Raw genomic sequence first — 16,227 nt, 5'->3', positions numbered from 1 at the left:
GGTATACCCAAGTTCGGCTGAAGGGATCGGTCTTGAAAACCGACAGGCGGCGAGAGTCGCGCGGGGGTTCGAATCCCTCTACCTCCTCCATTTTTTAATTTAATATTGTCGCGGGGTGGAGCAGCACGGTAGCTCGTCGGGCTCATAACCCGAAGGTCGCAGGTTCAAATCCTGTCCCCGCAACCAAATGGTCCCGTGGTGTAGTGGTTAACATGCCTGCCTGTCACGCAGGAGATCGCCGGTTCGACCCCGGTCGGGACCGCCATTTTAATAAGGCTCGGTAGCTCAGTCGGTAGAGCAGAGGACTGAAAATCCTCGTGTCGGCGGTTCGATTCCGTCCCGAGCCACCATTTATTTCAATAAAATACGCCGGCTTAGCTCAATTGGTAGAGCAACTGACTTGTAATCAGTAGGTTGGGGGTTCAAGTCCTCTAGCCGGCATCATTTAGGGGCATAGTTTAAAGGTAGAACTGAGGTCTCCAAAACCTCCAGTGTGGGTTCGATTCCTACTGCCCCTGTAAAGTATATGGGCCTATAGCTCAGCTGGTTAGAGCGCACGCCTGATAAGCGTGAGGTCGATGGTTCGAGTCCATTTAGGCCCACCATATATTATTCCGCAGTAGCTCAGCGGTAGAGCTATCGGCTGTTAACCGATCGGTCGTAGGTTCGAGTCCTACCTGCGGAGCCATGGCCCGTTGGTCAAGTGGTTAAGACACCGCCCTTTCACGGCGGTAACACGGGTTCGAATCCCGTACGGGTCATACAAAAAAGAGTCAGCATTATGCTGGCTCTTTTTTATTTTGTTGATCCTTTTTATCATGTTACTTTCCAGAAATAAATAAAGGAATTTTGGAAAAGCTATGGTATGTATAAAAAGGAGGAAATAAATAATGACACGAGTTAGAGACTTAATGAGTACCCATATTGTACATTGTACACCGCTAGACAATGTATATGAGGCAGCTGTAAAAATGAAGGAAGAATCGGTTGGGTTAATTCCTGTTGTTGAAAATGAGCAAGTTATTGGGCTTGTTACTGATCGAGATTTAGTTGTTCGAGGGATTGCTGAAAAACATCCTGGATCTAATAAAATTACAAATGTAATGACAACAAATATTATCTCAGTTTCTCCAAATGATTCTATTGAAAAAGCTACAGAGCTAATGGCACAGTATCAAATTAGACGGTTACCAGTAGTTGATAGTGGTCAGCTTATTGGCATGTTAGCACTAGGGGATTTAGCTATAAGGGAATCGGCAGATGGTCAAGCTGGATTTGCCTTGAGCGAAATCTCAGAGCGTACAGAGTAAATTGAAACTTTAATTAACCGAGAGTTTAATGGTCAATCATAAAGAGCTAAATTATATATAAAGTTCAGATACATTATTCTAGTATATATGGATTAAACTAATATGTTAGCGTGATGTATCTGAGACATTATATAATAAGGATATGGTTAATAATTTCCACAGTTTTTTTAAATTTGTTATTCTTCATTTTTAATAAGAGAAAAGATGATATACTGATAGATATAAGCATTATGATAGATTTTGAATATAACAATATTAATTTTTAGTGGTACGATAATAAATTAATATTTCCTACATAGATGAAAAGGGAAGGGGAATTATATGAAGGCTGTACAGGGCGATCCAAATTGGAATTTGGTTACAGATACATATATAGAACCAAATAATTTTGCTGAATTATTTTCTTTGCTTGTACCTTGTCACCCAAAAGGTGAGGGGAAAGAACGAACTATATTAGTATGGAAAGAGAAAGAATTTTATAAAGAAGAAAATTTAGCGGCATTTATCGTATATGGCATGAATAAAGTAAAGAATTTACCGCAGTTTCATAAAGATGAAATTCCAACTTTAGTGCGTATTCTTCGCTTATGCCAAGAGATTGGTTGGTATGAAGAGGCAAATGCTTTTATGATAGCACAAGGATTAGCTGAGTTTGTTCATACTTCATTGGAATATGAAACATGGGATCTTTTGACGCAATCAGTTGCTTTAAACTATTTAATTATTAAATATCGTATAGGTGAATTGACAGATAGGGATATTGAAATTTGGGATAGAGTTAAATTTAATGAGAAATGTATAACCGATTGTAAACATTTATTATCTCATAAAGAAGTATTGGAATTTACATTCTTTTATATGTGCAAGAGAGCGAAATCATTATCAAAAGAGCAATTAAATAGTGATATGATGAGTTTAGCAATGTATTGTAATACTTTCGTATATGATTTATATACACATGATTTATTACGGAAATATCGTAAGTGTACAGATTTCTTATCATATTATGGGCCTAGTCAGGCAGTTTTAGCATGTCAAAGAGCTGTATTATCTCAAATTTCCGATCGCTTAGACCCATTAAAAACAACACATGTAGATGATTATTTATATGTAATGAAAGAAATGATGGAGCATATGACGATAGGAGTAATGGATCGATACGGTCATTTTATTGGAAAGCTACTATCTTATGTGCCATTTTTCGAGATGATACAAGTTCCACAGCATGCATATTATTGTGAAGAATTACTGTATATTTGTAAGGGCATTGAATATAAAGAAGAAACACTACGCAATTATATATTTATACAATTACATGATTGTTTACCATCATTCTTTAGGCTATTTCTTAAAAATAAGCGTTACGCAACGATTCATGATATTCTTTTCTATTGGTGCGATGACGAACAACGAATGAGCTTAGAGAAAAAATATAATCTGAGCTTTATTTATGAAAAATATGCTTGTGGATAAACAATATTTTCGATATGAAAAATTAATATAAATTAAAAAGGATCTCCAGTTTATGTGAGATCCTTTTTTGTTAGTAAAACAAGGAGAAAGTGATTAAAACAAGAAACAACATTCCATATAGAAGAAGTTGTGCAGTATAACTTCCTTGTATACCAAAAAAAGTATTGGCTTTCTTATACAAATGCAATATGTATTTTATTGGAGTATCTTTGAAAGATTGGTACACAGTGTCTCCTCTTTCTAAGCTTCTTGTTCTTGTTTTTGTTTTTGGTTATAAGGGACATTAATATATCTAGCTACAAATAATAAAACAGCCATAAAGAATACTGGAAATACAGTAGATAAATAAAAGCCATTACTAATTATATTTGTTATGAGAGCACTCAAAAGAAATATAGCGTTATAAATATGGGCAATTTTTTGTTTTAGTTGCACTTGAAATGATTCCATCATAATTTCTAATGCAACAAAAGCAATAATAATAGATAAAAATACAATGTTTGTATTGTAAATGATTAAACAACAGATTAAACCTAAAAAGGCTGCGTATTCAATTATAAGAGGTATATTGCGTGGCATACAATTTACCTAACTAAATATGGCAGTGGATTTACTGCATTTGTTTTTTCAAAATTCCATTCTCCATTATGTAATTCAAAATGAAGATGTTGCCCGTATGAATGACCTGTGTTGCCCATATGACCTACTAATTGTCCAGCTTGTACTTGATCACCAGTTTGTACAGTACGATCCTTCATATGAGCATAAACAGTTGTATATAATTTCCCATTGATTTGATGCGCAATGAACACAACATTGCCATAGCTAGCTGAATAATAAGATTTCACAACTTTACCTGCAGCAGCAGCTTGGATAGAGACGTTCCCTGGAGCAGCAATATCTATACCATAATGCATTTGTTCCCAGCGTATATCAAAGGTTGAGCTAATTCTTCCTTGAGCAGGGAATTTGAAAGCAGCTGGAATAGATGAAGGCTGATCTGTTTTAGCCTGTGGTTGATTTTGTACTACATAGTGTTTTGCTACATATCCGTATCCTGTGCCAAAACGAATTTTATACCAAGTTCCTACAGTTTCTACTACTTGTACTTGTGTACCGTTTTGTAATGAACCGAGTAGAGCGCTACTTGTACTAGTGTTGCTACGTACATTCAGATTAGGTGTTGCAACAGTATATTTTGTATTATTTTGAACGGTGATTCCTTTTACTAAGGGTTGTGAACCATTAGAGATGAATGCTTTTTGTACGTAACCCGTTTGGCCATTATGTGATATTTTATACCATTCGCCTTGATCTTCTTGAACGGTAATAAACTTGCCATTTGGTAATACATCTAAAATGGAAGATTCTAAATTAGGTTCAGAGCGAACGTTTAATGCATTAGCATTGACGATGTATTGATCATTAGATTGAAGTTTGTTTTTTAGTAAAATAGCATCTTTTTGTACATAACCTACTTTATTATGAACAGATACTTTATACCAACCATTAGTTGTTTCAAGGATGTTCACTTTTGTATTAAAGCGAATTGTATCAATTGATGTGCTTTTTACGTTATCTTCTGTATGTAATGCTACTTGATCGACTTTGACATACCCAGTTTTAACATTAGATAATTGTTCAGCGTTTGCTTTTTGTACATTTGTTTCACCCATAGAAGGAAGTAAAGAAGCAATCGCTACAGTAGTTGCTGTTAAAGCCGTAGCTTTCATATTCATGGAATAGAGACCTCCTCTAGTTGTATAGTTGTAATTTTATTATAGTATAAAGATATAATATAGTGGGTGTATTCACATAAATGTAATATGAAATCAATATAAAAATAAATTTTTTGAGGATAATGATTCCTTTTTATACAATTAATTTGGGTTTTATTTTCTAAAATAGAATGTATGTATTGTATAACTTCAATATTTTGTTGATAATTAAGAAAATTAAAACAGTTGATGATGTCTTATTAGGGTGTTATACTGACAGTGATAATTTTATAGTTTGCTAGGAGAGCTGGTGTTGCCAGCTGAGAGTAGGCCGTAAGCCTTTGATCCTTTTTATTACCTGATCTAGATTATGCTAGCGTAGGGAAGCAATTCGGACACTAACAATGAGTCCCCGTTTCTTTGCGTATAGAAACGGGGCTTTTTTATTTGAAAATTTCATATTGAAACCACTAGGGGTGCTTGATTTGCTGAGAGAGGAATAATCCTTAACCCTTATAACACCTGATCTAGGTAATACTAGCGAAGGGAAGTGGAACATCGAATAAATGTATAATTTTATTTGCTGTAACCACTTCTTATATATAGAAGTGGTTTTTTATTTAGATACATATATTGAAAGGGGATAGAGAAATGAAATTTTGTGATAGATTATTAGAAACTGTGCAACCGGTTTGGGAGATGAGTCATAATCATCCGTTTGTAGTGGGTATGGGAGATGGCACGTTAGAAAAAGATAAATTCCAGTATTATATTATTCAAGATTATTTATATCTGCTAGATTATGCAAAGTTATATGCGATTGGTGTTGTAAAAGCAACGAATCCACAAGTAATGGGAAAGTTCGCTGAACAAATTGATGGGATATTAAATGGCGAAATGACAATCCATAAACAATATGCAAAAAGACTTGGAATTTCTATAGAGGATATAGAGTCTGCGAAACCATCTGCTAAAAATTTAGCTTATACAAATTACATGATGTCTGTATCTCAAAATGGCACACTTGCAGAATTAATAGCAGCGCTTCTTCCATGTATGTGGAGCTACTGGGAAATTGGAAAGCGTTTAAATGATATTCCTGGAGCAAGAGATCATGAGTTTTTTGGTGAGTGGATTCAAGGATATAGTTCGGAAGAATACGGTAATCTTTGTATTTGGTTAATAGATTTATTAAATGAAATGGCAGTTGGAAAGTCTGAGAAAGAACTAGATAGATTAGAGGAGATTTTCTTATATTCCAGTCGATTTGAATATTTATTCTGGGATATGTCCTATCGTAAGGAGATGTGGGGATTTGAGGAGCAAGAACATACTACAGTTTCATAATGTTTCTTTTCATTACGATGAGAAACCAATCATCCATGAATTAAATGCTTCTATACATGAGAAAGAGTTTGTCAGTATTATCGGACCGAGTGGATGTGGGAAAAGTACTTTATTTCGCCTTATTACAGGCCTAGAGAAGGTAAGTATTGGAAAGATAGAACTGACAGAAACAAAGCACCATCCTGTAGGATATATGCCGCAAAAAGATATGCTTTTGCCGTGGAGAACAATTATTGAGAATGCTGCTCTGCCGCTAGAGTGCCAAGGTGTACAGAAGAAAGAAGCACAAGTAAAGGCAAAGGAACTGTTATATAAATTTGGTTTACAAGGATATGAGACAAAACATCCGAAAGATTTATCTGGTGGTATGAGGCAACGTGTATCTTTTATCCGAACTTTGTTAACGGGCGGGGAGATATTGTTATTAGATGAACCGTTTAGCGCGTTAGATGCTTTAACCAAGGCCTCTTTGCAAGAATGGCTGTTTGAACAATGGCAAGAGTGGGAAAAAACAATTTTATTCATTACTCATGATGTTGAAGAAGCGTTATTTCTTTCGAACCGAGTTTTAGTAGTGGAACAGCAGCCGATAACGACTTTGACTGAGCGGATTGTACCACTTGATCATAACAGAACACGAAAAGATTTATATAAACCGGAAGTATTAGCGCTGAAAGATGAGCTTCTTAGTATGTTACAAAGGCAGGTACTTGTGTGATGAACCGATTGAAAGAATTAGTTCCTGCTATTACACTTTCTAGTATTTTACTAGCTGTGTGGGAAATAGGAGCAAGAATTGTAGATGAGATGTACATTTTACCGTCACCGTCTGCGATTGTAATGAAGATATGGAAACTAAAAGACATATTATTTACGGTTCATTTACCTGCAACGTTATACGTCGTTTTAATAGGTGTTGTTATTTCTATCGTATTAGGTGTAGGGCTAGCGATGTTAATGAATGCGAGTACATGGATGGAAAGAGCATTTTATCCATTATTAGTTGCTTCACAAACGATTCCGATTACTGCGCTTGCTCCGCTATTTGTTTTATGGTTTGGATACACAATTTGGAGTAAGGTTGTTGTCACAGTTTTAATTACGTTTTTCCCGATTGCGGTCAATACGTATGATGGACTGCGTAGTACAAAAAAAGAATGGGAGGAGCTCTTAGTTACATATGGAGCAACGAAAAGAGATATTTTTCTTAAATTAAAGTTGCCGTCTGCTCTTCCTTATTTTTTCTCAGCTTTAAAAATTGCAGTTCCGCTTAGTGTTATCGGAGCAGCAATTGGAGAATGGCTCGGTGCACAAGCTGGACTTGGATATTTCAGTAAGAGAATGATGACGCAGTTAGATGGAGCTGGCGTATTTGCACCCATTGTATTGTTATCATTATTAGCTATTTTCTTCGTCGTACTTATTTCCATATTAGAAAAGAAATTCATTAGTTGGAGGAAGCATTCATGAAATTTTTAAAGCGCATCTTTGTGTTTACATTATTAATTGCAATGATTACAGGATGTTCGAGTAATTCAGCATCAGAAAAAAGTAAAAAAGAGAAAGAAATAACAGTCATGTTAGATTGGTATCCAAATGCGGTACATAGCTTTATTTATGCAGCAATTGAAAAAGGATACTTTAAAGAAGAAGGTGTAAAGGTAAATATTAAATTCCCTTCTAATCCGACTGATCCATTAACATTGGCAGCAGCAGGGAAGGTGACAGTTGGCTTGTATTATCAGCCAGATGTTGTTATGGCAAGAGCAAATGAGCAAATTCCAGTGAAATCAATTGGGGCTGTCGTACGTTCACCATTAAATCATGTCGTATCGCTGAAATCAGCGGGTATTCAATCACCGAAAGATTTAGAAGGAAAAACAGTAGGATATTCTGGAACACCTTTAAGTGAGATGTATTTAAAAACGATGGTAAAAGAAGCTGGTGGTAATCCTGATACAGTGAAAGTAGTTGATGTTGGATTTGATTTAGTACCAGCCTTAATTACGAAAAAAGTGGATGCGGTAACAGGGGCATACATTAATCATGAAGTACCGGTTATGCGTCATGAAGGCCATGAACCAGCTTACTTTAATCCAGCTGATTACGGAGTACCGAACTATCATGAACTTGTGTTTGTAACAGGTGATAAAACGTTGAAAAAAGATAAAGAAGCGTTGCAAGCTTTCTTACGTGGTACGAAAAAAGGCTATGATTTCATGAAGAAAAACCCAGATGAAGCATTGAATATTTTATTAAATCATCAAGAAAAAGAAAACTTCCCACTTGTGCCAGAAGTTGAAAAGGAAAGTATGAAAATTTTATTAGAGAAGATGGAAACGAAAGATGAGCCATTTTTATCAGATTCAAAAGAATCTTGGGAGAAACAAAATAAATGGCTGAAGGACAAAGGAATGACGAAAGAAACCGTTCCAGCCGATGAACTATTCGAAAATATTTTAAAGTAGGCGAATGAATATGAAAAATGAGCTCCACGTAATCTCAAATGGCCATATGCCATTCGAAGAGTTAGTGAATGTAGCGATGCAAATTGAGAGTGAGATTGATTATTTGCATATTCGTGAGCGTGAGAAGAGTACGAAGGAGTTATATGAAGGTGTGGAAAGTCTTTTAATGGAAGGCTTTCCGGCTTCTAAAATTGTCATAAATGATCGAATTGATATTGCAATTTTATTAAATATTCCTCGTGTTCAACTAGGGTATCGAAGCACAGATGTAAAGTCAGTGAAAGAAAAGTTTTCGTATTTGCATGTCGGTTATTCTGTGCATTCGCTAGATGAAGCGATAGTAGCATTTAAAAATGGAGCGGATTCACTCGTTTATGGTCATGTATTTCCGACAGATTGTAAAAAAGGTGTGCCAGCGAGAGGGCTTGAAGAAATTTCTGACATTGCAAGGTGTTTATCTATACCGATTACAGCAATTGGAGGAATTACTCCAGAAAACGCAGTGGATGTCCTTACTAACGGTGTAAGCGGTATAGCAGTTATGTCCGGAATTGTAAGTAGTAGTGACCCGTATAGCAAAGCGAAATCTTATAAGGAATCAATAAGAAAGTGGGCGGAAAAACATGTGTGAGAAGTATGATGTAGCGATTATTGGTGGTGGTGTAATTGGTAGTTCAGTTGCACATTTTCTAGCAGAAAGAGGACATAAAGTAGCGATTGTAGAGAAGCAAAGAATTGCATCGGAAGCTTCAAAAGCAGCTGCTGGTCTACTTGGTGTTCAGGCAGAATGGGATGCGTATGATCCGCTATTTGAACTTGCTAGAGAAAGCCGAGCTATATTTCCACAACTTGCAACAGTTTTACGTGAAAAGACGGGTATTGATATTGGATATGAAGAAAAAGGAATTTATCGTATTGCTCAAAATGGAGATGAGAAGAAAAGAATCCTTCACATTATGGATTGGCAGCAAAAAACAGGTGAAGATTCCTACTTTCTAACGGGAGACCATGTGCGGGAAAAAGAGCCGTATCTATCCGAATCCATTATAGGAGCAGTATATTATCCGAAAGACGGTCATGTTATTGCACCAGAGCTTACGAAAGCATTCGCACATTCTGCGGCAATGTCAGGTGCTGATATATATGAACAGACAGAAGTATTTGATATTCGTATTGAAAATAATAAAGTGACTGGAGTTATTACAAGTGAAGGTATTGTCACATGTGAGAAAGTCGTTATTGCAGGAGGTTCATGGAGCACGAAGTTACTCAATTATTTTCACCGCGATTGGGGTACATATCCAGTTAAAGGAGAAGTGGTTGCGGTAAGAAGTAGAAAACAACTTTTAAAAGCACCTATTTTTCAAGAAAGATTTTACATTACTCCAAAGCGCGGTGGACGTTACGTAATTGGGGCAACAATGAAGCACCATACGTTCAATAAAACTGTGCAGCCAGAAAGTATAACTTCTATATTAGAGCGTGCTTATACAATATTGCCAGCTTTAAAAGAAGCAGAATGGGAAAGCGCGTGGGCAGGATTAAGACCACAATCGAATCATGAAGCTCCTTATATGGGAGAGCATGAAGAAATAAAAGGTTTATATGCTTGTACGGGCCATTATCGGAACGGTATTTTATTAAGTCCTATTTCTGGCCAATATATGGCTGATTTAATAGAAGGAAAGCAAGAGAATCATTTGCTAGATTCCTTGCTTTCTAGAAGAGTTTAGAAAGGGGATGGAAGTTTGAATTTAAAAATTAATGGTAACCAAATTGAAGTGCCAGCGAGTGTAAAAACAGTAGCTGAGTTACTTACACATTTAGAGTTAGATAACAGAATTGTTGTAGTAGAGCGTAATAAAGATATTTTACAAAAAGATGATCATACAGATACATCTGTTTTTGATGGAGATCAAATTGAGATTGTAACTTTCGTAGGAGGCGGTTGATTATGTTGAACATTGGACCATTTTCATTTCATTCTAGACTTTTATTAGGTACAGGTAAATTCCCTGATTTTGACGTACAGCAAAAGGCAATTGACGTTTCTGAAGCTGAAATTTTAACGTTTGCAGTACGTCGTATGGATATCTTTGATGCAAAGCAACCTAATTTATTAGAGAAACTTGATGTGAAAAAATATACGTTATTACCAAATACAGCAGGGGCAAAAAATGCTGAAGAGGCTGTTCGCATTGCAAAATTAGCAAAAGCGTCTGGGCTTTGTGACATGATAAAGGTAGAAGTTATTGGTGATGATAGAACGTTATTACCGGATCCGGTAGAAACGTTAAAGGCATCTGAAATGTTACTGGAAGAAGGATTTATCGTACTTCCGTACACATCTGATGATGTTGTATTAGCACGTAAATTACAAGAGCTTGGCGTGCATGCGATTATGCCAGGAGCATCTCCAATCGGATCAGGACTTGGTATTGTAAATCCATTAAATTTGGGCTTCATTATTGAACAAGCGACAGTACCAGTTATCGTTGATGCTGGTATTGGTAGCCCAGCTGATGCGGCATTTGCAATGGAATTAGGAGCAGATGGCGTGTTATTAAATACAGCTGTATCAGGAGCAAAAGATCCTATTAAAATGGCGCAGGCAATGAAACTAAGTATTGAAGCAGGCCGTTTAGGATTTGAAGCAGGTCGTATTGCACGTAAGCGCTGTGCAACTGCAAGTAGTCCTTTAGAAGGAATGAGCGTAGTTGAATAATCGATATTCTCGCCAAGAACTATTTTCTCCAATTGGAGCAGAAGGGCAGCAAAGGATAAGAGAAAAGCATGTACTTATTATCGGTGCAGGTGCATTAGGTAGTGCAAATGCAGAGATGTTTGTAAGAGCGGGTGTTGGCAAGATAACAATTGTTGACCGTGATTATGTAGATTGGAGTAATTTACAAAGACAACAATTGTATGCAGAGAGCGACGTAAAGAATAATCTCCCAAAAGCTATAGCGGCTAAAAAACGTTTAGAAGAGATTAATAGCGATGTAACAATAAAAGCTCTCGTTCAAGATGTAACAGCTGAAGAGCTAGAAGAACTTGTTACAAACGTTGATGTAATTATTGATGCGACTGATAATTTCGAAACACGCTTTATTGTGAATGATATAGCACAAAAATATTCTATTCCATGGATTTACGGTGCATGTGTAGGTAGTTACGGTCTTTCTTACACAATCATTCCTAGTAAAACACCATGTTTATCATGTTTATTGCAGTCGATTCCGCTTGGCGGGGTAACATGTGATACAGCGGGTATTATATCACCTGCTGTATCTCTTGTCGTTTCTCATCAAGTAACAGAAGCTCTTAAACTGTTAGTAGAAGATTACGAATCACTTCGAGATGGGCTTGTATCGTTTGATATGTGGAAGAATGAGTATTCATGTATGAATGTGCAAAAGCTTCGCCAGCATAATTGTTCTTCATGCGGAGAGAATGCATTATATCGGTATTTAAATAAAGAGAACACATCAAAAACAGCAGTTTTATGCGGGCGAAATACAGTTCAAATTAGACCACCTCATAAAGAGGAAATGAATTTTGAACAATATAAAGAGTTGCTGGAAGGTCGCGTGAATGATTTAAATGTAAATCCATATTTACTATCATTTTCTGTTGAAGACAAGAGGTTAGTCGCCTTTAAAGATGGCCGTGTGCTCGTACATGGAACGAAAGATATAAGCGAAGCAAAAACGATTTATCATCGCTATTTTGGATAGAAAAGGATGAGTGGGATGAAAGTGAATAAAGCTTTAACAATTGCAGGGTCTGATAGCGGCGGCGGTGCTGGAATTCAGGCAGATTTAAAAACATTCCAAGAGCTTGGTGTATACGGAATGACGGCTATTACGGCAATTACTGCTCAAAACACGCTTGGCGTTCAAGGGGTATATCCTGTTCCGTTAGAAGGTATTACAGAACAGCTGAATTCAATTGGTACGGATTTAACACCAGATGCAGTGAAACTAGGAATGTTATTTAGTAGTGAAATAATTCAAATTGTTGCAGAACAAATTAAAAAATTTGGCTGGAATAATATTGTGCTAGATCCCGTTATGATTGCAAAAGGCGGTGCATCATTATTACAGCAAGAAGCAGTTCAAGCATTAAAAGAATATTTATTACCAGTAGTAACTGCTATAACACCGAATGTCCCAGAAGCAGAAGTGTTAACTGGGATGGAGATTCATAATGTTGAAGATAGTAAGGAAGCTGCAAAAGTATTGCACGAATTAGGTGCTAAATATGTGCTTATGAAGGGCGGACATGCAGAATATCAAGGTAATGAAGTAATTGATTTCCTCTTTGATGGAGAAAAATTTATTGAGTTTAGAAGCGAGCGAATTCCTTCAAAGCAAACGCACGGAAGTGGGTGTACATTTGCTTCAGCGTTTACAGCAGGACTTGCGAAAGGATACTCAATTGAAGATGCTGTTCAAGAAGCAAAACGATTTATTAGTATAGCAATTGAAGAGCCATTGAATATTGGTAGTGGTCATGGACCGACGAATCATTTTGCGTATAAAGTGAATAGAACGCGTGTATAGATAAGTGAAAAGCCAGTTTTATAACTGGCTTTTTTTCTGTTTACTTTTTCAAAATACAGGAGTGATATATCAGCCAGAATATATTTTTTTGTAAACGCTGAGTCCAATTATATGGAGCGGAGGAACCAATTTGTGCAGTGTCACTAGGGGTGAATCTTTCAAATTTGAAAGTAGGGCTACTCTCAAATCCCGAATCCGACAGCTAACTTCGTAAGCGTCTTGAGAGAGGACGGTGCCATGATGGATACATCACTTCATCGATCTGATTAGTATAGGGGAATATCAATCTATGTTTGATTTCTTTTATACTAAGGAGGATGAGGTACATGGAACTAACACTTATTTGTGTTGGAGAAGAAAGTAAGGTAAATAGTTTAAGAGATCTAGTTGCATTTCAACATGAGTTAGTTATTTTTACAGCAAATGAAGAGGTAGCGGCTGAAGTTAGGAATTGTGGGTTTGATTGGACTTATAGTTTTAGTAAGGAGCAGGATTTTACTAGTATTTGTGAGTGTATTAAGAAGGTCATTTTACTAGGGGATGAGCTCCCAATCGTTAGTTTCTTCACAGAACACATTCGTTTTTCTTTTCAAGCACCTATTACTGTTGTTACAAGGAATAAACGATATCCAGCGAGGCTCTATGAAACAATTGGAGCTAAGTTTGTCGTGTTTACAAATTGTGATAATATTTCTTTTTTATTTTTTGAATAGGGCGGGGGAAGAAATGATGAAGGTACTATTACTTGGAGATATAGCAAATCGTTGGGCAGTATCGGTAGAGCGAGTTCAAGAATTAGTTCAGATTGATCCTCTTTTTCCCGGGCCATATATTATATTACCGTCAAAAGATGCTTTGTATTTAGAGATGGATATTACCGAGTATGAGCAGCTACATGCAGAATTGACACAAGTTTATATTCGTGGGAGAAATTTACGTGCATTTTTAAGAGGAGAATAAAGGTTGAATAAAAAAGAGCGAATGCTGAGTGCAACAGGCTATGCACTTCATGTCATTCGCTCTTTTTATTTCATATTTAAAAGGTCATTTTTAAGAAAAGAAAAGAGAAATAAAGAAAATAGATGAAATAATAGTAATAATCTTCAATGTAAGCGTTTAAATGAATGTAAATATTATTATTTTCAGCAATTTCCCCCTTTACAAGTGAAATATAGAGGAGTATATTTACTCTCATAAATCATTCATAAAATTTCCAAAAAAACCTAAAATCGCTGAGTTCCAGAAATGGAGCGGGGGAACCAATTTTGTGCATCGTCACTTGGGGTGAATCTTTCAGTTTTGAAAGTAGGGCTACTCTTTAGGCCCGAATCCGACAGCTAACCTCGTAAGCGTTTAGAGAGGAGGTTTACTTTTTGTTGTTCATTTTTTGAACACTGAGTAGAGCTCAGTGTTCTTTTTTAATATTTAAATGGTAAATTTTAACAAAAGAAGAGAGGGATAGTTATGTTAGATGTTGTAATGGTCGGGATTTTTATTTTATTAGTTGCATCGATGGCAAGTCTTGCAAGTTGGTCAGATAAAGTTGTGAAAGAAGGAAAGCAATCATGATGATTGTCTTATCGGTTATTGTCGCAGCAATTACAGTGTATTTAGTGTATGCATTATTAAATCCAGAGAAGTTTTAATTAGGGGGAATCATTCATTATGATTTGGGTTGCAGTCATTATTACAATGCTCTTGTTTATTTTAGTAGCAAAGCCAACGGGGATTTATTTAGAAAAAGCTTTTCAAGGTAGCAAAACGTTAGATAAAGTATTCGGGCCTTTTGAAAAACTTATTTTTAAAATTACGGGTGTAAAAGCATACAATCAAACGTGGAAACAGTACGCATTATCATTAGTTTTATTAAATGGATTTATGATCGTTGTCGTATACTTCATTTTCAGATTACAAGGTGTGCTGCCACTAAATCCAGCGCATATTGAAGGGATGGAGCCTACGCTCGCTTTTAATACAGCAATTAGTTTTATGGCTGATACAAACTTACAGCATTATAGCGGTGAAAATGGTTTATCTTATTTATCACAATTAATCGGAATTACATTTTTAATGTTTGCGGCACCAGCAACGACATTAGCGCTCGTTATGGCTTTTATAAGAGGACTTGCTGGAAAAGAACTTGGTAACTTTTTCGTTGATTTTACGAGAGCGTTAACGAGAGTGTTTCTTCCTATCGCATTTATTGCGGCACTAGTTTTTGTCGCACTTGGCGTACCACAAACGTTAGATGGGGCGGTTACAGCACAAACGATTGATGGGGCAAAGCAAAGTATTTTACGTGGACCTGTTGCATCATTCGTTTCCATTAAGGAACTTGGAAATAACGGCGGTGGATTTTTCGGAGCAAACTCTACGCATCCTTTCGAAAATCCAGGACAAATGAGTAATATTTTGCAAATGATGCTTATGATGTTATTACCAACAGCACTTCCATTTACGTACGGACGAATGGTCGGAAATAAAAAACAAGGTCGCATCCTTTTCGTGTCACTATTTATGGTATTTTTACTAGGGTTTATAACGATTACGACATCTGAACTAAACGGGAACCCGGCATTAAATGGAATGGGTATCGAACATGTACAAGGAAGTACAGAAGGGAAAGAAGTACGATTTGGAACAGTATTTTCTTCACTATACGCAACAGTAACGACAGCTGCTGAAACAGGCGCTGTTAATACGATGCATGATACGTTAACACCAATTGGTGGTCTAGTTCCTCTCGTAAATATGATGTTAAATACAGTGTATGGCGGAGTTGGAGCAGGCTTTGTAAACATCATTATGTATGCAATTATCGCGGTGTTTATATCTGGGTTAATGGTTGGACGGACACCAGAGTTTTTAGGTAAAAAGATTGAAGGTAAGGAAATGAAATTAATCGCAGTCACGATTTTATTTCATCCATTGCTCATTTTAGGATTTTCGGCATTAGCTCTTTCAACAAATTTAGGAACGGATGCTATTTCTCATTCCGGTTTCCACGGTTTAACACAAGTTGTATATGAATATACATCGTCAGCTGCGAATAACGGATCTGGATTTGAAGGATTAGGAGATAATACACCGTTTTGGAATATTACGACTGGTTTAGTTATGTTTTTAGGACGTTACTTCAGTTTAATTACGATGCTAGCTGTGGCAGCTTCGTTGAAAGAAAAAACGGTAGTGCCAGAAACAGTCGGAACGTTCCGCACAGATAATAGTTTATTTGGTGGTATCTTCATCGGAACAATTGTAATTGTCGGTGCATTAACATTCTTCCCGATGTTAGTACTCGGACCAATTGCAGAATTTCTTACATTGAAGTAATGGAGGGTAAATG

Annotated in this window: 20 protein-coding genes, 8 tRNA genes and 4 riboswitches; of the genes, 26 read left to right on the top strand and 2 right to left on the bottom strand. The window is 36.5% G+C overall.

The genetic code is table 11. From position 1 onward, the window contains the following. Positions 1–109 precede the first annotated feature (109 nt). The 10 genes from BUA87_RS13780 to BUA87_RS13735 all read left to right on the top strand — a co-directional run bounded on the left by BUA87_RS13780 (position 110) and on the right by BUA87_RS13735 (position 2,783). Positions 110–186 (top strand) — tRNA-Met (locus tag BUA87_RS13780). Positions 187–189: 3 nt separating this feature from the next. Continuing rightward, a tRNA-Asp gene (locus tag BUA87_RS13775) sits at positions 190–265 on the top strand. 9 nt (positions 266–274) lie between these two features. After that, a tRNA-Phe gene (locus BUA87_RS13770) sits at positions 275–350 on the top strand. An 18-nt stretch (positions 351–368) separates the two neighbouring features. After that, positions 369–441: transfer RNA gene (locus BUA87_RS13765), tRNA-Thr, on the top strand. A 6-nt stretch (positions 442–447) separates the two neighbouring features. After that, positions 448–518: transfer RNA gene (locus BUA87_RS13760), tRNA-Trp, on the top strand. A gap of 10 nt (positions 519–528) precedes the next feature. Further along, a tRNA-Ile gene (locus BUA87_RS13755) sits at positions 529–605 on the top strand. An 8-nt stretch (positions 606–613) separates the two neighbouring features. Then, a tRNA-Asn gene (locus BUA87_RS13750) sits at positions 614–688 on the top strand. A 1-nt stretch (position 689) separates the two neighbouring features. Beyond that, a tRNA-Glu gene (locus BUA87_RS13745) sits at positions 690–761 on the top strand. A gap of 129 nt (positions 762–890) precedes the next feature. After that, complete coding sequence (locus BUA87_RS13740) at positions 891–1,310, top strand: CBS domain-containing protein (protein WP_061660033.1); 420 nt, start codon at positions 891–893, stop codon at positions 1,308–1,310. A gap of 321 nt (positions 1,311–1,631) precedes the next feature. Then, positions 1,632–2,783 carry a DUF3965 domain-containing protein gene (locus BUA87_RS13735; protein ID WP_000648915.1) on the top strand — a complete coding sequence of 384 codons (1,152 nt, stop codon included), beginning with the start codon at positions 1,632–1,634 and terminating at the stop codon, positions 2,781–2,783. A gap of 240 nt (positions 2,784–3,023) precedes the next feature. Here the strand turns inward: BUA87_RS13735 and BUA87_RS13730 are convergent, their stop codons facing one another. Further along, positions 3,024–3,362: a hypothetical protein gene (locus BUA87_RS13730; RefSeq protein ID WP_001137818.1), complete on the bottom strand. Its 339-nt coding sequence runs from the start codon at positions 3,360–3,362 to the stop codon at positions 3,024–3,026. A gap of 5 nt (positions 3,363–3,367) precedes the next feature. Further along, positions 3,368–4,522: an SH3 domain-containing protein gene (locus BUA87_RS13725; RefSeq protein ID WP_001056045.1), complete on the bottom strand. Its 1,155-nt coding sequence runs from the start codon at positions 4,520–4,522 to the stop codon at positions 3,368–3,370. A 269-nt stretch (positions 4,523–4,791) separates the two neighbouring features. Then, positions 4,792–4,903: riboswitch (TPP riboswitch) on the top strand. 60 nt (positions 4,904–4,963) lie between these two features. Beyond that, positions 4,964–5,067: riboswitch (TPP riboswitch) on the top strand. An 85-nt stretch (positions 5,068–5,152) separates the two neighbouring features. Between BUA87_RS13725 and tenA the strand changes: the two genes are divergently transcribed. From tenA to kdpA, 16 genes are all read left to right on the top strand, one after another. Further along, on the top strand, positions 5,153–5,848 hold the full coding sequence (gene tenA, locus BUA87_RS13720; RefSeq protein WP_000666820.1) for a thiaminase II: 696 nt from the start codon (positions 5,153–5,155) through the stop codon (positions 5,846–5,848). Then, the gene (locus BUA87_RS13715) at positions 5,817–6,566 is read left to right on the top strand and encodes an ABC transporter ATP-binding protein (protein ID WP_001256788.1); all 750 of its coding nucleotides are present in this window, start codon (positions 5,817–5,819) and stop codon (positions 6,564–6,566) included. The genes tenA and BUA87_RS13715 overlap by 32 nt, the downstream gene beginning before the upstream one ends. Then, complete coding sequence (locus BUA87_RS13710; RefSeq protein WP_001080857.1) at positions 6,566–7,318, top strand: ABC transporter permease; 753 nt, start codon at positions 6,566–6,568, stop codon at positions 7,316–7,318. Before BUA87_RS13715 ends, BUA87_RS13710 begins: the two co-directional genes overlap by 1 nt. Continuing rightward, on the top strand, positions 7,315–8,316 hold the full coding sequence (locus tag BUA87_RS13705) for an ABC transporter substrate-binding protein (protein ID WP_000670422.1): 1,002 nt from the start codon (positions 7,315–7,317) through the stop codon (positions 8,314–8,316). Before BUA87_RS13710 ends, BUA87_RS13705 begins: the two co-directional genes overlap by 4 nt. Before the next feature lie 10 nt (positions 8,317–8,326). Then, positions 8,327–8,947 carry a thiazole tautomerase TenI gene (tenI, locus tag BUA87_RS13700; protein WP_000787167.1) on the top strand — a complete coding sequence of 207 codons (621 nt, stop codon included), beginning with the start codon at positions 8,327–8,329 and terminating at the stop codon, positions 8,945–8,947. After that, the gene (thiO, locus tag BUA87_RS13695) at positions 8,940–10,049 is read left to right on the top strand and encodes a glycine oxidase ThiO (RefSeq protein ID WP_000333304.1); all 1,110 of its coding nucleotides are present in this window, start codon (positions 8,940–8,942) and stop codon (positions 10,047–10,049) included. Before tenI ends, thiO begins: the two co-directional genes overlap by 8 nt. Positions 10,050–10,064: 15 nt before the next feature. Continuing rightward, positions 10,065–10,268 (top strand): sulfur carrier protein ThiS, encoded by a 204-nt coding sequence (thiS, locus tag BUA87_RS13690; protein ID WP_001049502.1) that lies wholly within the window; start codon positions 10,065–10,067, stop codon positions 10,266–10,268. Between the two features lie 2 nt (positions 10,269–10,270). Continuing rightward, positions 10,271–11,041 (top strand): thiazole synthase, encoded by a 771-nt coding sequence (thiG, locus tag BUA87_RS13685; protein ID WP_000931980.1) that lies wholly within the window; start codon positions 10,271–10,273, stop codon positions 11,039–11,041. Beyond that, positions 11,034–12,053: a thiazole biosynthesis adenylyltransferase ThiF gene (gene thiF / locus BUA87_RS13680; RefSeq protein WP_071713887.1), complete on the top strand. Its 1,020-nt coding sequence runs from the start codon at positions 11,034–11,036 to the stop codon at positions 12,051–12,053. Before thiG ends, thiF begins: the two co-directional genes overlap by 8 nt. Before the next feature lie 15 nt (positions 12,054–12,068). Then, positions 12,069–12,881: a bifunctional hydroxymethylpyrimidine kinase/phosphomethylpyrimidine kinase gene (gene thiD, locus BUA87_RS13675; RefSeq protein ID WP_072939975.1), complete on the top strand. Its 813-nt coding sequence runs from the start codon at positions 12,069–12,071 to the stop codon at positions 12,879–12,881. Between the two features lie 85 nt (positions 12,882–12,966). Continuing rightward, positions 12,967–13,114, top strand: a riboswitch (cyclic di-AMP (ydaO/yuaA leader). A 93-nt stretch (positions 13,115–13,207) separates the two neighbouring features. Then, complete coding sequence (locus BUA87_RS13670) at positions 13,208–13,594, top strand: hypothetical protein (RefSeq protein ID WP_069605365.1); 387 nt, start codon at positions 13,208–13,210, stop codon at positions 13,592–13,594. Positions 13,595–13,607: 13 nt separating this feature from the next. Continuing rightward, on the top strand, positions 13,608–13,841 hold the full coding sequence (locus BUA87_RS13665) for a hypothetical protein (protein ID WP_002025339.1): 234 nt from the start codon (positions 13,608–13,610) through the stop codon (positions 13,839–13,841). Between the two features lie 3 nt (positions 13,842–13,844). Then, entirely contained in the window at positions 13,845–13,967 is a 123-nt protein-coding gene (locus BUA87_RS31840) for a hypothetical protein (RefSeq protein ID WP_001034419.1), read from the top strand. Positions 13,968–14,101: 134 nt separating this feature from the next. Beyond that, positions 14,102–14,247: riboswitch (cyclic di-AMP (ydaO/yuaA leader) on the top strand. Between the two features lie 98 nt (positions 14,248–14,345). Further along, positions 14,346–14,450 (top strand): SipW-dependent-type signal peptide-containing protein, encoded by a 105-nt coding sequence (locus BUA87_RS13660; RefSeq protein ID WP_000887894.1) that lies wholly within the window; start codon positions 14,346–14,348, stop codon positions 14,448–14,450. Continuing rightward, positions 14,447–14,527 (top strand): K(+)-transporting ATPase subunit F, encoded by an 81-nt coding sequence (gene kdpF, locus BUA87_RS13655; RefSeq protein ID WP_000973728.1) that lies wholly within the window; start codon positions 14,447–14,449, stop codon positions 14,525–14,527. Before BUA87_RS13660 ends, kdpF begins: the two co-directional genes overlap by 4 nt. Positions 14,528–14,546: 19 nt before the next feature. Next, the gene (gene kdpA, locus BUA87_RS13650) at positions 14,547–16,214 is read left to right on the top strand and encodes a potassium-transporting ATPase subunit KdpA (protein WP_000638328.1); all 1,668 of its coding nucleotides are present in this window, start codon (positions 14,547–14,549) and stop codon (positions 16,212–16,214) included. Positions 16,215–16,227 lie beyond the last annotated feature (13 nt).

This window comes from Bacillus sp. bc15 (genome assembly GCF_900142585.1).
Classification (GTDB): Bacteria; Bacillota; Bacilli; order Bacillales; family Bacillaceae_G; genus Bacillus_A; species Bacillus_A cereus.
Note: the sequence above shows the minus strand (reverse complement) of the source record. Positions and strands in the feature narration are given on the sequence as shown.

Excerpts from the sequence above, each read along its gene's own strand:
- BUA87_RS13725 (WP_001056045.1), bottom strand. The coding sequence starts at position 4,522 with ATGAATATGAAAGCTACGGCTTTAACAGCAACTACTGTAGCGATTGCT.
- BUA87_RS13735 (WP_000648915.1), top strand. The coding sequence starts at position 1,632 with ATGAAGGCTGTACAGGGCGATCCAAATTGGAATTTGGTTACAGATACA.
- thiG (WP_000931980.1), top strand. The coding sequence starts at position 10,271 with ATGTTGAACATTGGACCATTTTCATTTCATTCTAGACTTTTATTAGGT.
- BUA87_RS13730 (WP_001137818.1), bottom strand. The coding sequence starts at position 3,362 with ATGCCACGCAATATACCTCTTATAATTGAATACGCAGCCTTTTTAGGT.
- kdpA (WP_000638328.1), top strand. The coding sequence starts at position 14,547 with ATGATTTGGGTTGCAGTCATTATTACAATGCTCTTGTTTATTTTAGTA.
- kdpF (WP_000973728.1), top strand. The coding sequence starts at position 14,447 with ATGATGATTGTCTTATCGGTTATTGTCGCAGCAATTACAGTGTATTTA.
- tenI (WP_000787167.1), top strand. The coding sequence starts at position 8,327 with ATGAAAAATGAGCTCCACGTAATCTCAAATGGCCATATGCCATTCGAA.
- thiO (WP_000333304.1), top strand. The coding sequence starts at position 8,940 with ATGTGTGAGAAGTATGATGTAGCGATTATTGGTGGTGGTGTAATTGGT.
- BUA87_RS13660 (WP_000887894.1), top strand. The coding sequence starts at position 14,346 with ATGTTAGATGTTGTAATGGTCGGGATTTTTATTTTATTAGTTGCATCG.
- BUA87_RS13705 (WP_000670422.1), top strand. The coding sequence starts at position 7,315 with ATGAAATTTTTAAAGCGCATCTTTGTGTTTACATTATTAATTGCAATG.
- BUA87_RS13740 (WP_061660033.1), top strand. The coding sequence starts at position 891 with ATGACACGAGTTAGAGACTTAATGAGTACCCATATTGTACATTGTACA.
- thiD (WP_072939975.1), top strand. The coding sequence starts at position 12,069 with ATGAAAGTGAATAAAGCTTTAACAATTGCAGGGTCTGATAGCGGCGGC.
- BUA87_RS13710 (WP_001080857.1), top strand. The coding sequence starts at position 6,566 with ATGAACCGATTGAAAGAATTAGTTCCTGCTATTACACTTTCTAGTATT.
- tenA (WP_000666820.1), top strand. The coding sequence starts at position 5,153 with ATGAAATTTTGTGATAGATTATTAGAAACTGTGCAACCGGTTTGGGAG.
- BUA87_RS13670 (WP_069605365.1), top strand. The coding sequence starts at position 13,208 with ATGGAACTAACACTTATTTGTGTTGGAGAAGAAAGTAAGGTAAATAGT.
- BUA87_RS13665 (WP_002025339.1), top strand. The coding sequence starts at position 13,608 with ATGATGAAGGTACTATTACTTGGAGATATAGCAAATCGTTGGGCAGTA.